Source organism: Ruegeria sp. B10, from assembly GCF_056539825.1.
In genome coordinates this window covers 91,086-106,353 of the sequence record NZ_JBQFVP010000011.1, presented here as the reverse complement: position 1 = coordinate 106,353, position 15,268 = coordinate 91,086, and the positions used below count along the sequence as shown (strand labels likewise).

The window sequence follows — 15,268 nt, the reverse complement described above, 5'->3', positions numbered from 1 at the left end:
GAGTCGTATTTAGGGTTTCTTGAGCGATCACTCAAGTATATATTTGAGCAAGCACTCAAGAATTGGTGATCTATTGCCACGTAAACCCGCATATGACCGAGACGCGCTGATCGCGCAGGCGCGTGATATCTTCTGGCGTCACGGCTGGGCCGGGACGTCGCTGAAGGACCTTGAGCGCGAGTTGAAGCTGAAGCCGGGTAGTTTCTATGCGGCGTTTGGCTCGAAAGATGCCCTCTATGCGCTGGCGCTGGAGCGCTACGCGCATGACGGGGTTGCGAGCATGTTGACCTTGGCTGAGGAACTGGGGCCGCTCGGGGCGCTCAAGGCGCAGCCCTATCGCGTGATCGCTGCCTCTGACCTGCCGACCAAAGCTTGTATGCTGGCCAAGACCTATGCCGAATTGCAGGCAAAGGATCACAATTTGGCCGGTCAGGCAGGTGCGCATATGATCGCTATGAAATCCTGTTTCGCAGACTTGTTCCGCCGCGCCCAGAAGGCCGGAGAGATAAGCCCAGATCACGATCCCGAACGCCTTGCTGCGCGCTATCAGTCGGATCTTTTAGGCCTGCGATTGACGGCCGAACGGGACGACGTCAACGCCGCCGAAATTGCAGCTGATATCGCGGCAGACCTCGATCGGCTTTGATCCGCAGATAAATCGGATCTCAACCACAAAATCTTGGGGGAGCGCGTGACATTCCCCACCAGAAAACGTATAAGTTACCAAAATAATATAGGTACTAACGGCATGTCCGAAGACGCACAGGCACCCCAGGAATACGGCGCAGATTCCATCAAAGTTCTCAAAGGCTTAGAGGCGGTTCGCAAACGTCCCGGTATGTATATCGGGGATACGGACGATGGCTCGGGTCTGCACCATATGGTGTATGAGGTCGTGGACAACGGAATTGATGAGGCTCTCGCCGGTCATGCCGACCATGTGACCGTAAAAATTCACGCCGATTCCAGTGTCTCGGTCAGTGATAATGGCCGTGGCATCCCGGTGGATATTCACCCCGAAGAGGGCGTCTCGGCGGCCGAGGTCATCATGACCCAGTTGCACGCGGGCGGTAAGTTCGACAGCAACTCGTACAAGGTGTCGGGCGGTCTGCACGGCGTGGGCGTTTCGGTTGTGAATGCTCTGTCCGAATGGCTGGAGCTGCGCATCTGGCGCGCGGGCAAAGAACACGTTGCGCGTTTTGAGCGTGGTGAGACCGCTGAGCATCTGAAAGTCGTCGGTGAGTGTGGCGACCGCACCGGGACCGAGGTGCGCTTTCTGGCCTCGACCGACACGTTCTCGAACCTCGAATACTCGTTTGAGACGCTGGAGAAGCGCCTGCGTGAGCTGGCCTTTCTGAACTCGGGCGTGCGCATCATCCTGATTGATGAACGCCCTGCCGAACGGCTGGAGACCGAGCTATTCTATGAGGGTGGCGTCAAGGAATTCGTCAAATACCTCGACCGGTCGAAAAGCCCGGCCATGCCCGAGCCAATCTATATCAAGGGCGAGCGGGACGATATCGGTGTCGAAATCGCCATGTGGTGGAATGACAGCTACCACGAGACGGTTCTGCCTTTCACCAACAACATCCCACAGCGGGACGGTGGCACGCACGTGGCCGGTTTCCGCGGCGCTCTGACCCGGACGATCAACAACTATGCGCAGTCCAGCGGGATCGCGAAGAAGGAAAAGGTCAGCTTTACCGGCGACGATGCACGCGAAGGCCTGACCTGCGTGTTGTCGGTGAAAGTGCCGGACCCGAAATTCTCTTCCCAAACCAAAGACAAGCTGGTGTCGTCCGAAGTCCGCCCTGCAGTCGAAGGCCTGATGAACGAAAAGCTGGCCGAGTGGTTCGAAGAGAACCCCAATGAAGCTAAGGGTATCGTCGGCAAGATCATCGAGGCCGCATTGGCACGTGAGGCCGCCCGAAAGGCGCGTGAACTTACCCGCCGCAAGACGGCGATGGATGTGAATTATCTGGCCGGTAAGCTGAAGGACTGTTCCGAGAAAGACCCGTCCAAAACCGAAGTTTTCCTGGTCGAGGGTGACTCGGCGGGCGGCTCCGCCCAAACAGGCCGGGATCGTCTGACTCAGGCCGTTCTGCCCTTGCGCGGGAAAATCCTGAATGTCGAGCGTGCGCGGTTTGATCGGATGCTGTCGTCTCAGGAAATCGGGAACCTCGTGATGGCGTTGGGCACCGGCATTGGCCGCGATGAGTTCAACATCGAAAAGCTGCGCTACCACAAGATCGTCATCATGACCGATGCGGATGTCGATGGCGCGCACATCAGAACCCTGCTGCTGACCTTCTTCTACCGTCAGATGCCGGAATTGATTGAAGGTGGCTATCTCTACATCGCGCAGCCGCCGCTCTATAAAGTTTCACGTGGTAAATCAGAGGTTTACCTGAAGGACCAGGCCGCGCTGGACGACTATCTGATCAATCAGGGGGTAGAGGGTGCTGTTCTGAAGTTGGGCTCTGGCGAAGAAATCGTCGGCCAAGACCTGACCCGCGTTGTCGACGAAGCGCGCCAGTTGAAACGCGTGTTGGATGCCTTCCCAACTCACTACCCGCGTCACATTCTGGAACAGGCCGCCGTGGCCGGTGCCTTTGTCCCCGGTGCTGTCGATGCCGACCTGCAAGGTGTTGCCGACAAGGTTGCCGCCCGTCTCGACCTGATCGCGCTTGAATACGAGCGCGGCTGGCAGGGCCGTATCACGCAGGATCACGGCATCCGCCTAGCCCGTATCCTGCGCGGCGTTGAAGAGGTCCGCACGCTGGATGGCCCCATGCTGCGCTCGGGCGAGGCCCGCAAGACCGGCAGCTTTACCCAAAGCCTGCAAGAGGTCTACAACACCCCAGCTACCCTGATCCGCCGCGACAGGATGCAGGCGATCCACGGCCCGTTGGACCTTTTGCGCGCCATACTGGAAGAGGGCGAAAAGGGCCTATCGCTGCAGCGCTACAAGGGCTTGGGCGAGATGAACCCCGATCAACTCTGGGAAACCACGCTGGACCCGGACGCGCGCACCCTTTTGCAGGTGCGTGTGGATGACATGGTCGAGGCCGACGATCTGTTCACCAAACTGATGGGAGACGTGGTCGAACCCCGCCGCGAGTTCATTCAACAGAATGCTCTGAGCGTGGAGAATCTGGATTTCTGAAAACTTTTGTAGGTGCGCGCATAATGCTGCATTCCTAACATTGATTTTATTCAGAGAATCTGGGGATCTTCGCCCATAAGTATGCGCTGCGCGATTGTCTGCATTGGCGATGAATTCAAACTTTTTTTGGCTTAGTCGTTGCGGCTATCGCCCTTTACGTTGCTCAATCCCGCTTAGGGCCTCCCCAATTCGCGAGCGTAGGACACAACTCTTCGAGAACCGAGGATACATTCTTGACGTGATCAAAAAAGGCACTGAACGGGAGCGAGGGCGCACCGAGGCGAAAAGGCGGGATGTAGTTAATGCCCCGGGTCTGTTCCAGTTGTAGCTGACAAGAGGCGGGCGAGCCGGATGAATTTCCGTTTCATCCGCGCTCCCGACATTCGTCCCTCATCAATTCATGCTACTGCAACGAATGGTTTTTTGGGCGGGCCTCATTGCAGAGCAGTGGATGTTCGGCCAATGAACATATTGGGACGATCGCTCTTGTTGTCTGGTTGGTCGAACTACAAACGTTCAATCTGCTAAAGATCGTATGCCTTGAAGTGTTTGACTTTTGCGTACGTTCTAAGGATCGTCATTCTGTTTCTGACGACCGCGCCCACAAATTGATATCTTCTTCCGAACTGATTTCATCGATCTTTTCCAACTCGTCTGCACTGAAGTCGAGATTATCGATAACGCCTGCGCAATCCACGATTTGTTCGGGTCGGGACGCGCCAATAAGTGCGGTCGTCACGCGCCCACTTCTGAGCACCCAGGCCAGGGCCATTTGCGCCAGAGTTTGACCACGTGCCTCAGCCATGTCGTTCAGAGCACGGACACTTGCCAAGGACCGCTCGTTGATCATGCCATCGAGCAATGACTTCCCTTGCGTGGCACGGCTACCACTCGGAATATCGGTCAGATATTTGGACGTCAGAATGCCTTGTGCCAGCGGCGTGAATGCAATCGATCCTACCCCAAGATCGTCCAGGGTATCGAGCAAACCGTCTCGCTCCACCCAACGGTTGAGCAGATTGTAAGAAGGCTGGTGAATCAGACAAGGTGTCCCAAGGTCGTTGAGAATTTTCACCGCCTCGCGCGTGCGTTGGGAGTTGTAGCTCGAAATACCTGCGTAGAGCGCGCGGCCCGATCGTACGATATGATCCAACGCGCCCATCGTCTCTTCGAGCGGGGTGTCGGGGTCAAAGCGGTGGGAATAAAAGATGTCTACGTAATCAAGCCCCATGCGCGCAAGTGATTGGTCACAGGACGCTATCATGTACTTGCGCGACCCCCACTCTCCGTAGGGTCCCGGCCACATGTCGTAGCCTGCTTTGGAGGAAATGATCAGCTCATCCCTGTAATCCGCGAAGTCCGTTTTGAGGATCTGGCCAAATGCTTCTTCGGCTGAACCGGGCGGTGGACCGTAGTTGTTCGCCAGATCAAAGTGAGTGATCCCATGATCAAACGCGGTTCGACACATGGCGCGCTTATTTTCGTGCGTCGAGTCCGCTCCAAAATTGTGCCACAGCCCTAGGCTGACAACAGGAAGCTTCACTCCGGATCGCCCACATCGACGATACGCCATCCGCTCATATCGGTCCGGCTCCGGAGTGTAGGGAATTGGTTTTGGCTTTGGCGGTCTTTGAGCTTTGGTCATGCGCACATAATCAATGGATTGTTGGGCCTGTCAAACGGATCACCTCCAGCAAGATCGACGCGAGCTCATTTTCGTCCTGGTGGTTAGCCTTGCTCCATGTGTGAAAGATTTCACGATCCGATAATTCGCATTCATCGCCAACTCTCCAACGCAGCGGATGTCTCCTATGGTGAACCACACCGCAGCGAAGAGCAAAACAAACGGGAAGGTTTTGAGGCGTAAATCGGAAGTTGCGGGTCTGTTGCTTACACACCGGCGGCATGGACCGCGATTGTCATCTTACTTTTCGAACTGCTAACGGGCATGGTTTGCGGTCTATTTGCCTTCAACGGCGATCGGATGCTGAACAATAGAGAACCGCCGAAACCGTCCTTCACACGTGAATTCTTGTTTGAACTGTGACGTCAACGCTCAGTTATGAAGGACAGCCCAGACACGAGTTGTTTCAACCCAATCGCCGCGCCGGCGAAGATGGCAGCGAATGTTACGGGCGCGCTGTAGGCCAAAAGTGAGAAGGCAGATATACCTTGCCCGACGCTGCAACCTACTGCGATGATCGCGCCTGGCCCCATAATCGCTGCGCCGAGCATTTGACGCTTGAGTTCACGTGGATCCTCGCATGCTTCCCATCGGAAATGACCTTTGGACCAGGACCCCAAGAATGCGCCAATGAGAACGCCGGAGACTGATCCGACCGCAAAGGACAAAGTGTTTCCGGAGGCCGTCATAAGGTAGAATATTGTGTCGCCGAGAGGCGCAGCGAAGGTATGGGTTTGAACCGGCTCACCATCGAAACCGTGCGTCGCAACCCAATTCGTGCCGAGCCACCCTGATACGATCGCCAGTCCAACTACAGATCCCCAGAACACCTGTGCGGGAGTTCGGCGGAAGCGCTGGTTTGCCAAGGCGAAAATCACCAATGCAACGCCAATAACGGAGCCAATGAGCCAAGCTGGGATAGAGGTCAGTTGTTCGGCAAGGAAGCTGATGCTTTGGGGGCCACTAAGACCCATCTCCTCGGGGAAGACCCAAACGCGCAAATAGGCCAGGGGCCCGGACATGACAACGTAAGCAGATAGACCCATGATCAATACTATGACGAATGATCGAAGGTCGCCGCCCCCAAGCCTTGCCAGCGCGCCATAGCCGCAATTTCCGCTGATGGCCATTCCGTATCCGAACATGAGGCCACCTACGATCGACCCAATTGGGTTCCAGGTCTGTGCAAGGTACCTTGTTCCAACAGGGTCCAGCCATCCTAAAGCCATAGCCAAGTGGCTGCCGACAATTGCTACGCCGATCGCAATTGCCCACATGCGCAGCCGCCGGTCATCATCTGCGTAGAGGTAGTCTTCGATTGCACCCAGCGTGCAAAAACGGCCTATGCGTGCGGCCAAGCCCAACACAATGCCACCGATCAAACCGATCAGGGCGACGGTGTTGGCGTCTCCCAATGCTTCAAACATTGCCAGTCTCCTCCCAAAGCTGGCGGGTATTTTTGGCGGCTTCTACTTTTCCCTGCAGAATAGATCGTAGACGACTTCCAGAATCTGTGTCGATCGATCATCCGCCAATCTGTAATAGATCGTTTTCCCCTCGCGTCGCGTTTTGACCAAGCCCTCGAAGCGTAAGCGAGATAGTTGCTGAGACACGGCGGCCTGGCGTGCCGAGAGCATTTCTTCCATCTGCGTGACAGATTTTTCACCCGAAGACAGGTAGCACAAGATCATCAAGCGCCCTTCATGGCTGATTGCCTTGAGGAAATTTGACGCCGTCTGAGCATTTTCCATCATTCTGTCCAGGTCTTCGGCGCACATGTCCTTGGAGAACACAGGCAGTTTCGAAGATTTGTCCAACAAGATCGCCTCGCTTTCATAGCTTCACGCATTCGAAACAGTTTATTTTATTGGCCACGTTTTATCCAGAGGTCTCAATCGGAACCCCAGCGTCACGCAGCAAAACGCCCAGCAACCCCCAGAAAAAGTCTTCGCCGGGATAGCCTTCGATCCGTCCAACCTCTTGACCATTGTCCAGCAGAACAAAGGTCGGCGTGTAGTAGAGAGGCCGCTCCAACACGATGCCTTCAGGCATAGCTGCGTGGATATCGATGCGTTGAAGTGGCGCCGCATGTCCTTCGGATGTCTTGGGATAGATCTCCGAGATTTCGGTGTCCCAACGTGCGCACCACATACATCCATCTTCTTCGGCCATCAGAAGCGTCATTTCTGCCCGTGAAATCACCGGAGAAACGAGCAACGTGATTGCAAGTAAAGGCAGAAGTAGGTGGCGCATCTTAAGCTCCGATTGACCGCAGCGACATATCTTTATTATTTTGAATATGTGAATGATAGCGCGCCAGGACAGGTTTGACCATGCTCGACATTACATTTGCAGGAGCTTTGGTCGCAGGACTGTTGTCTTTCCTGTCGCCCTGCATCCTACCTATCGTGCCGTTTTATCTTAGCTATCTGGCAGGCGTCGGGATTGATCAGATATCTGCGGGCTCAACACTTTCCGCCGGCGTTCGTCGCAGGGCAACGCTTTCTGCGATAGCATTTGCAGCTGGGATCATAACGATCTTCATGACGCTAGGGGCGACAGCTTCGATCTTCGGGCAGCTGGTCCGAGAGTATTTCGACATCCTGCGCTGGATTGCAGCGGCGATCATCCTTGCGATGGGGCTGCATTTCCTGGGGTTCATTCGCATTGGGTTCCTGTATCGCCAATTTCGTGCGGACGTCGGTGAGACATCAAATGTAAGCCTTGTTGGGGCATATGTTCTTGGATTAGCATTTGCTTTTGGCTGGACACCCTGTGTTGGGCCAGTGCTCGCTGCGATCCTGTTTACAGCGGCCGGAACCGAGACGGCTTGGCGTGGAGCGGTACTTCTATTCGTCTACGGGGTTGGAATGACCGCACCGTTTGTTCTGGCGGCCTTTCTGGTCCGCCCTTTCATGCAATGGATGGCGCAGTTCAGAAAGCACTTGCCCCTCATCGAAAAGGCCATGGGTGGCTTTCTGGTTCTCTTCGGCATCCTCATCGCAACCAATTCCATCAACTACATCGCACAATGGATGCTCGACCATATGCCTTGGCTCGCAGCCATTGGATAATCCGGGAGGAAGACATGAAACGAGTTTTGTCAGTATTGATCGCGTGTCTGATCGGCGGGACAGTTTCCGCCGCTGAGCTGGGCGACGACGGTTTGCATAAAACACCGTGGATGCGCGACACGTTCAAAGACCTCCGCGAGGATCTTGAAGAGGCCTCAAGCGAGGACAAGCGGTTGGTTTTATTTATTGAGCAACAAGGCTGCATCTACTGCAAAAAAATGCATGAAGAGGTGTTCCCCCAGCCTGACCTTGCAGCGTTCATCGAAGAGAATTTCTTTGTCGTCCAACTGGATCTGCATGGCAGCACCACCGCTACCGACTTTGACGGGGAAGAAAATGAGCAAAGAGCGCTGATGCGAAAATGGGGGATTCTGTTTACCCCGACGCTTGTTTTTCTGCCGGAAGAGGTGCCGGAGGGCGCGACAGCCATCGATGCTGCGGTCGCTGTTATGCCCGGAGCGTTCTCAAAGGGAACAACCTTAGACCTTTTCACCTGGGTCGATGAAAAGCGATATGAGCTTGATAACGGTGAAGATTTCCAACGGTATCATGCGCGGCGCATTCAAGAGCGAAACAATGTTTCTCAAGATTGAGCGCTGCCGTTATAAATAAAAAAATTCATTATTATGAATTTAATGTTGCGACAAGCGGTACTCGTCGACTACGGTACACAGAGGCTTTGGGTCGCAAGGCGCCGTCGGCGCGTTAGCAAATGGGAGGGATCATGAAGCTGAGACTCTTGACATTGGTCTGCGCAATGACGGGCGTTGCTGCATATGCGGCAGATACAGACCCGCAGGACGTAACCTATGACGACTATGGTGCCATTGAGGCTTCGTTGACCGGTGCTGCTGGCGACGCGGCCAATGGCGCGATCATCGTTGGCGACAAGTCAAAAGGCAACTGCGTCGCGTGCCACGCGGTCACGGTTTTGGCGGACATCCCGTTCCACGGTGAAGTCGGTCCAATGCTGGATGGTGCCGGTGATCGTTGGACCGAAGCAGAGCTTCGCGGGTTGGTCGCAAACGCAAAGATGACATTCGAAGGCACGGTGATGCCAGCTTTCTACAAGGATGACGGCTATATCCGCCCGGGCGACGCCTATACCGGAAAAGCGCCAACCGCGCCTTTGACGTCGATCCTGACAGCGCAGGAAATCGAGGACGTGGTCGCGTTTCTTGCGACCCTGAAAGAGGAATAGTCGCGCTTTTAGGCGTGTATTCACGAAGTTTCAAAGGAGATTGAAAATGGAACTCTCTCGCCGCGAGACACTGGCCCTAGGGCTGGGCGCCGCGTTCCTGACAATTATGCCGCTCCGCGCAAATGCAGCCGCCGAAGATGCCATCGCCGCGTTCACAGGTGGGGCGGATGTGGTCGATGGTGGCGTCACTCTGACGGCGCCGGAAATCGCAGAAAACGGCAACACTGTACCAATCGAAGTCAGTGCTCCGGGTGCTTCTGCAATTCTGATCGTGGCCGCAGGCAACCCCGAACCGGGCGTTGCAACATTCAATTTCGGCCCGCTGGCTGCTCAGCAATCCGCTTCAACCCGTATCCGTCTTGCCGGGACGCAGGATGTCATTGCCGTGGCCAAGATGGCAGATGGCAGCTTCGCCCAGGCATCCGCGACCGTAAAAGTGACAATCGGCGGCTGCGGCGGCTGATCGCCACGCGCGCCTCGAAGAACAGGAGATTAACCCATGGCATCCGGTGTAAAACCCCGCGTCAAGGTTCCAAAGACAGCCGCAGCTGGTGGAACCATCACGATCAAGACTTTGATCAGCCACAAGATGGAAAGCGGTCAGCGCAAGGACAAAGAAGGCAACGCCATCCCGCGTTCGATCATCAACCGTTTCACTTGCGAGTTTAACGGTGAATTGGTTGTTGATGTGACGATGGAGCCCGCGATTTCAACCAATCCGTACTTCCAGTTCGAAGCAACCGTGCCCGAGGCCGGTGAATTCGTCTTCACCTGGTACGACGACGACGGCTCTGTCTACGACGAGACAAAATCGATCGAGATCGCCTGACGGCTCGACCGCTAAGGCAGATCAGCGCTGGCCTGAACGCTGGCGCTGATCCACCAAGGGAGGAACGCAATGAATACCAAGGCACTTACGGCGATCGCGGCCGTTCTGGCTTTCCCAGTGGCAGCGCTGGCCGGACCAGACGAAGACAATCTTGTGATCAATGACGAGCTTGAGATGACGTCGGTCACCGAAGCACCGGCGCATCTCGAAAACTTCGACACGATTTATTCGGGTTGGCATTTTCGCACGGATGAAACCCAAGCGCTGCAGATCGATGATTTTGACAACCCGGCCATGATCTTCGTCGATCAGGCTGCGGACCTTTTCGAGACTGTTGACGGTGCTGCGGGTGAAAGCTGTGCCTCATGCCATGAGGGCGTGGAAAGCTTTGAAGGGCTGCAGGCGTCCATGCCCAAGGTCGATGCCGCAAGTGGCAAGCTGGTGGTCATGGAAGATCTGATCAACGCCTGCCGAACCGACCGTATGGAAGCCGAGCCCTGGAAGTGGTCCGGAGCAGACATGCAGGCAATGGTTGCTCTGATCGGCCTGCAGTCACGCGGGATGCCGATGAATGTCGCGATTGACGGCGATGCCGCACCGTACTGGGAGCAGGGCAAAGAGATGTACTATACCCGCTACGGTCAGCTGGAACTCAGCTGTGCCAACTGTCACGAAGACAATTGGGGCAACATGATCCGGGCTGACCACCTGAGCCAGGGCATGATCAACGGGTTCCCGACATATCGTCTGAAACAGGCCAAGCTGATCTCGCGCCACAATCGTTTCCGCGGCTGTATTCGCGATACGCGGGCGGAAACTTTTGCCGAAGGTTCGGACGAGTTTCGCGCGCTTGAGCTCTATGTGGCCTCGCGTGGCAACGGGCTTTCAGTCGAAACTCCTGCTGTACGCCAATAACGAATGAGCCGCGCGGGCGTTGTCCTGCGCGGGTTTTTCATGCATATAACATTCACACATTTATATGTGTTTTAGGAAAGCTGATAGATGATTTCTCGACGTGACTTCTTGCAGGTTTCAATGGCAGCCTCGGCTCTGTACGGGGCGTCCGGGTTTGGCAACTGGGCCAGGCTCGCTGCGCAGCAAAGCCTAACGCAGGATCAATTGCTGGAGTTCGAGACCTTCGGCAATATCAGCCTGATCCATGTCACCGATATTCACGCGCAACTAAAGCCGATCTATTTTCGCGAACCCGAGATAAACCTTGGTATTGGCGATGCGCGAGGGCAGATGCCGCATGTCACAGGGGCGGCGTTCCGCAAGGCCTATGGGATCGAAGATGGGAGCCCGTCGGCCTATGCGTTGACCTACAATGATTTCTCTGCGCTGGCCAAGACCTACGGTCGGGTTGGTGGATTGGACCGCGTCTCAACTGTCATCAACGCCATTCGTGCTGACCGTCCCGATGCGCTTCTATTGGATGGGGGCGATACCTGGCACGGTTCCTACACCTGCTATCAGACGGCCGGTCAGGACATGGTCAACGTCATGAACGCGCTGAAACCCGATGCTATGACCTTCCATTGGGAGTTCACGTTGGGCAGCGACAGGGTTAACGAAATCGTCGAAAGTTTGCCCTTTGCGGCCTTGGGTCAAAACATCTTTGATGCCGAATGGGACGAACCTGCAGAATTGTTCCAACCCTATAAGTTCTTTGATCGGGGCGGTGCAAAGGTCGCTGTTATCGGGCAAGCGTTTCCTTACATGCCAATCGCGAACCCAAGCTGGATGTTCCCCGAATACTCATTCGGAATCCGAGATGAAAACATGCAGGCCATGGTCGACGAGGTTCGCGATGCCGGTGCCGATGTCGTTGTTGTCCTCAGCCACAACGGCTTTGACGTGGACAAGAAGATGGCAGGTCGGGTGCAAGGGATCGACGTGATCCTCAGCGGTCATACCCATGACGCCCTTCCCGAGCCGGTTCTGGTCGGAAAAACGCATATCATCGCGTCTGGCTCGAACGGAAAATTCGTCAGCCGCGTCGATCTCGACGTGAGGGTCGGGCAGATGATGGGGCTGAAGCACAAGCTGATCCCGATCTTCTCTGACGTCATCGCTCCTGATCCTGCGATCACTGCTCTGATAAATGATCAGCGCGCGCCTTATGAAGCTGCGCTGAGTGAGGTGATTGGCAAAACGGATTCGTTGCTCTACCGCCGCGGCAACTTTAACGGCACTTGGGATGACCTGATTTGCGATGCTCTGATCAATGAGCGTAAGGCAGACATCGCGATGTCGCCTGGCGTCCGTTGGGGGCCCTCAATCCTGCCGGGACAAGATATCACGCGCGAGGACATCTGGAACGTCACATCGATGTCGTATCCGAATGCCTATCGCACAGAAATGACAGGCGAATTCATCCATGTGATCCTCGAGGATGTCGGTGACAACCTGTTCAATCCCGACCCCTACTACCAGCAGGGCGGCGATATGGTCCGGGTCGGTGGGCTTGGCTACCGCATCGATGTGACCAAACCACAAGGGCAGCGGATCAGCGAAATGACCCTGCTCAAAACGGGTGAAGCGATTGATCCATCGAAGACCTACGTCGTGGCTGGTTGGGCCAGTGTCAACGAAGGCACCGAGGGCCCGCCGATCTGGGATGTCGTCGAAAACCACATTCGCAACCTTGGCACCGTCACGGTGCAAGAGAACACCAGTGTCGATGTTGTCGGCGCTTAAGAAACAGATGGAGACCTAAGAGATATGGATGACGCGTTCAAACCGTCCCGCCGGGCCTTCCTGAAAGGCAGCGCTGCGGTCGCCGCAGGATCAGTTGCGGGCGCGGCAGCCGCAAACACGCCTGATCCACTGATAACAGAGCTTCAGGATTGGGCATCTTACACGGGTGCCGGTGTCGATGAGTCACCTTATGGCATGCCGATCAGCTTCGAATCTCATGTCGTTCGGCGCAACGTGGAATGGCTGACCGCCTCTCCGATTTCGTCGATCAACTTCACGCCGATCCACGCGCTTGATGGCACGATCACTCCGCAAGGATGCGCTTTTGAGCGTCATCATTCGGGCGCGATCGAGTTGCGCAAAGAGGACTATCGCCTGATGATCAACGGGCTGGTCGATCGCCCGCTGGTCTTTACCTACGATGACATCGAGCGGTTCCCGCGCGAAAACCATGTGTATTTCTGCGAATGCGCGGCAAATACAGGGATGGAATGGGCCGGTGCGCAACTCAACGGCGTCCAATTCACCCATGGCATGATTCACAACATGGAATACACCGGTGTTCCGCTGCGTACGCTGTTGCAGGAAGCAGGCGCGGATATCTCACCAGACAAATGGGTCTATGTTGAGGGCGCAGACGCGTCATCCAATGGCCGCTCCATCCCGATGGAAAAAGCGCTGGATGACGTGTTGGTGGCTTTCAAGGCAAATGGTGAAGCACTGCGCATGGAGCACGGATATCCCGTGCGACTGGTTGTTCCGGGTTGGGAAGGCAACATGTGGGTCAAGTGGCTGCGCCGCATCGAAGTCGTCGATATGGCGGTCGAAAGCCGCGAAGAAACATCAAAATACACTGATGTCTACGCCGATGGCACAGCCCAGAAATGGACGTGGGTGATGGATGCAAAATCCGTCATCACCTCACCCAGCCCGCAAATGCCGATCAAACACGGACCGGGACCTTTGGTAATTTCCGGACTTGCCTGGTCAGGCCACGGGCAAATTACGCGGGTCGATGTGTCCAAGGACGGTGGGATCACCTGGGAGACGGCGCGCCTGGGCAAGCAGGGCGACAGCAAGGCTTTGACGCGGTTCTATCTCGATACAAACTGGGACGGAGCGCCAATGCTTTTGCAGGCCCGGGCAATAGATGAGACCGGCTATGTGCAGCCGACCAAAGACCAGCTACGCGATAAGCGCGGAGAGAACTCGGTCTACCACAACAATTGTATCCAGACTTGGTACGTGAGCGCAGAAGGGATCGCCGAGAATGTCGAAGTCTCTTAGTCATGTTTTCCTGCCTGTATTCGGCGGCACGGCGTTAGTGCTTGCGGCGGCAGTGGCTATTGCGAACCGGAATTACGGCCAATCGCAGATAGAAACCTTGGAAACCCGGATCAGTCAGGTTGAGGCGCATGCAGCTACAGCCCAGGAAAACGCGCAAGCAGAGGCCAGCCGGGCAGCCGAACTGGCGGCCAAGGTCGAAGAAATCCAGACCGCAGCGGCCGAGCGGGTCGCAAACGGGATGAACCTGACCGCGCCTGCGCCCAGCAGCGAAGGCACCTATGGGCTTGGGCGCCCCGCGCTTGAGCAAGAGATCGCGGCTTGGGACGTCGATGTCTTGCCCGACGGGCGCGGTTTGCCGGTTGGATCAGGCGATGTCTGGACCGGAGAAGAAGTGTTTGTCGATCGCTGTGCGACCTGTCACGGAGAGTTTGCCGAAGGCGCCGACAATTGGCCTGTTCTGGCCGGCGGTTTCGACACGCTTGCCGACGAAGATCCTGTGAAAACCGTTGGGTCTTATTGGCCGCATTTGTCGACTGCTTGGGACTACATTTCCCGCTCGATGCCATTTGGCGAAGCGGGCACGCTTACGGCGGATGAGACCTACGCAATTGTCGCCTACATCCTTTATTCCAATGATCTGGTGGATGACGATTTCGCTCTCAGCAATGAAAACTTCGCCGAATTCGAGATGTACAATATGGACGGTTTTGTCGTCGATGTGCGACCCGAGACGGAATACGCGGAATGGCGAGAAGAGCCTTGCATGGAGAACTGCAAGACAGAGGCAGCGGTTACTATGCGTTCTGTCTTTCTGGTTGAGACACCACCAGAAGGCGGTTCGAATTCGGTCATGAATGAAGCCAGCGCGGACGGGTTACCGACGTTTACGGCGGAAGGGCCCTCGTTCATTCCAGCCGCAGCGCCAAAGCCTGAGGAAGAAGCCGCCGCAACACCGGCTGTTCAGGAAATCGACAAGGCTGATCAGACTACGGAACTGTTCGCAGCCGGTGAGAAGGTCTTCAAGAAGTGTAAGTCCTGCCATCAGGTTGGTGACGGTGCAAAGGACAGTACGGGCCCTGCGCTGAACGGGGTTATCGGGGCCAACGCAGGTTCGGTTGAAGGGTTCAAATACTCCAAAGCTATGAAAACAGCTGCCGAGGCTGGTCTTGTTTGGACCGAAGAAGAAATGGCGGCCTTCCTGGCAAAACCAAAGGACTACATGAAGGGCACACGCATGTCCTTTGCTGGGCTTAAGAAACCAGACGATATTGAAGCCGTGATCGTTTACCTCAAGTCGTTCGGAAGCTGATCATGCGGTGGTTGAACA

At 55.7% G+C, this 15,268-nt stretch carries 15 protein-coding genes; 11 read left to right on the top strand and 4 right to left on the bottom strand.

What is annotated here, in order from left to right; translation table 11 throughout:
* Positions 1-73 precede the first annotated feature (73 nt).
* Both ACR0J4_RS16155 and gyrB read left to right on the top strand, forming a co-directional pair.
* Entirely contained in the window at positions 74-646 is a 573-nt protein-coding gene (locus ACR0J4_RS16155; RefSeq protein ID WP_170643551.1) for a TetR/AcrR family transcriptional regulator, read from the top strand.
* 102 nt (positions 647-748) lie between these two features.
* The gene (gyrB, locus tag ACR0J4_RS16150; protein WP_170643552.1) at positions 749-3,166 is read left to right on the top strand and encodes a DNA topoisomerase (ATP-hydrolyzing) subunit B; all 2,418 of its coding nucleotides are present in this window, start codon (positions 749-751) and stop codon (positions 3,164-3,166) included.
* Positions 3,167-3,743: 577 nt separating this feature from the next.
* Here gyrB and mgrA read toward each other — a convergent pair.
* The 4 genes from mgrA to ACR0J4_RS16130 all read right to left on the bottom strand — a co-directional run bounded on the left by mgrA (position 3,744) and on the right by ACR0J4_RS16130 (position 7,103).
* The gene (gene mgrA / locus ACR0J4_RS16145; RefSeq protein ID WP_480668742.1) at positions 3,744-4,775 is read right to left on the bottom strand and encodes an L-glyceraldehyde 3-phosphate reductase; all 1,032 of its coding nucleotides are present in this window, start codon (positions 4,773-4,775) and stop codon (positions 3,744-3,746) included.
* Positions 4,776-5,215: 440 nt separating this feature from the next.
* On the bottom strand, positions 5,216-6,277 hold the full coding sequence (locus ACR0J4_RS16140) for a YeeE/YedE family protein (RefSeq protein WP_170643554.1): 1,062 nt from the start codon (positions 6,275-6,277) through the stop codon (positions 5,216-5,218).
* Positions 6,278-6,319: 42 nt separating this feature from the next.
* Entirely contained in the window at positions 6,320-6,628 is a 309-nt protein-coding gene (locus tag ACR0J4_RS16135; protein ID WP_170380040.1) for an ArsR/SmtB family transcription factor, read from the bottom strand.
* A gap of 100 nt (positions 6,629-6,728) precedes the next feature.
* A complete protein-coding gene (locus ACR0J4_RS16130) occupies positions 6,729-7,103 on the bottom strand; it encodes a thioredoxin domain-containing protein (protein ID WP_170550228.1) in 375 nt (124 codons plus the stop codon).
* A gap of 80 nt (positions 7,104-7,183) precedes the next feature.
* Between ACR0J4_RS16130 and ACR0J4_RS16125 the strand changes: the two genes are divergently transcribed.
* The 9 genes from ACR0J4_RS16125 (at position 7,184) to ACR0J4_RS16085 (ending at position 15,250) form a co-directional block, all read left to right on the top strand.
* Positions 7,184-7,924, top strand: a complete 741-nt coding sequence (locus ACR0J4_RS16125) for a cytochrome c biogenesis protein CcdA (RefSeq protein ID WP_170643555.1) — start codon at positions 7,184-7,186, stop codon at positions 7,922-7,924.
* Between the two features lie 14 nt (positions 7,925-7,938).
* Complete coding sequence (locus tag ACR0J4_RS16120) at positions 7,939-8,517, top strand: SoxW family protein (RefSeq protein ID WP_170643556.1); 579 nt, start codon at positions 7,939-7,941, stop codon at positions 8,515-8,517.
* Positions 8,518-8,648: 131 nt separating this feature from the next.
* Positions 8,649-9,125, top strand: coding sequence for a sulfur oxidation c-type cytochrome SoxX (gene soxX, locus ACR0J4_RS16115; RefSeq protein ID WP_170643557.1), 477 nt, complete (start codon positions 8,649-8,651; stop codon positions 9,123-9,125).
* A 46-nt stretch (positions 9,126-9,171) separates the two neighbouring features.
* The gene (soxY, locus tag ACR0J4_RS16110; RefSeq protein ID WP_170643558.1) at positions 9,172-9,588 is read left to right on the top strand and encodes a thiosulfate oxidation carrier protein SoxY; all 417 of its coding nucleotides are present in this window, start codon (positions 9,172-9,174) and stop codon (positions 9,586-9,588) included.
* A gap of 36 nt (positions 9,589-9,624) precedes the next feature.
* The gene (gene soxZ, locus ACR0J4_RS16105; protein ID WP_170643559.1) at positions 9,625-9,954 is read left to right on the top strand and encodes a thiosulfate oxidation carrier complex protein SoxZ; all 330 of its coding nucleotides are present in this window, start codon (positions 9,625-9,627) and stop codon (positions 9,952-9,954) included.
* Between the two features lie 69 nt (positions 9,955-10,023).
* Complete coding sequence (soxA, locus tag ACR0J4_RS16100; protein WP_170643560.1) at positions 10,024-10,869, top strand: sulfur oxidation c-type cytochrome SoxA; 846 nt, start codon at positions 10,024-10,026, stop codon at positions 10,867-10,869.
* A gap of 87 nt (positions 10,870-10,956) precedes the next feature.
* Complete coding sequence (soxB, locus tag ACR0J4_RS16095) at positions 10,957-12,654, top strand: thiosulfohydrolase SoxB (RefSeq protein ID WP_170643561.1); 1,698 nt, start codon at positions 10,957-10,959, stop codon at positions 12,652-12,654.
* Between the two features lie 24 nt (positions 12,655-12,678).
* Positions 12,679-13,941, top strand: coding sequence for a sulfite dehydrogenase (gene soxC, locus ACR0J4_RS16090; protein ID WP_170643562.1), 1,263 nt, complete (start codon positions 12,679-12,681; stop codon positions 13,939-13,941).
* Positions 13,925-15,250, top strand: a complete 1,326-nt coding sequence (locus ACR0J4_RS16085; RefSeq protein WP_170747397.1) for a c-type cytochrome — start codon at positions 13,925-13,927, stop codon at positions 15,248-15,250. The genes soxC and ACR0J4_RS16085 overlap by 17 nt, the downstream gene beginning before the upstream one ends.
* The last annotated feature ends 18 nt before the right edge of the window (positions 15,251-15,268 follow it).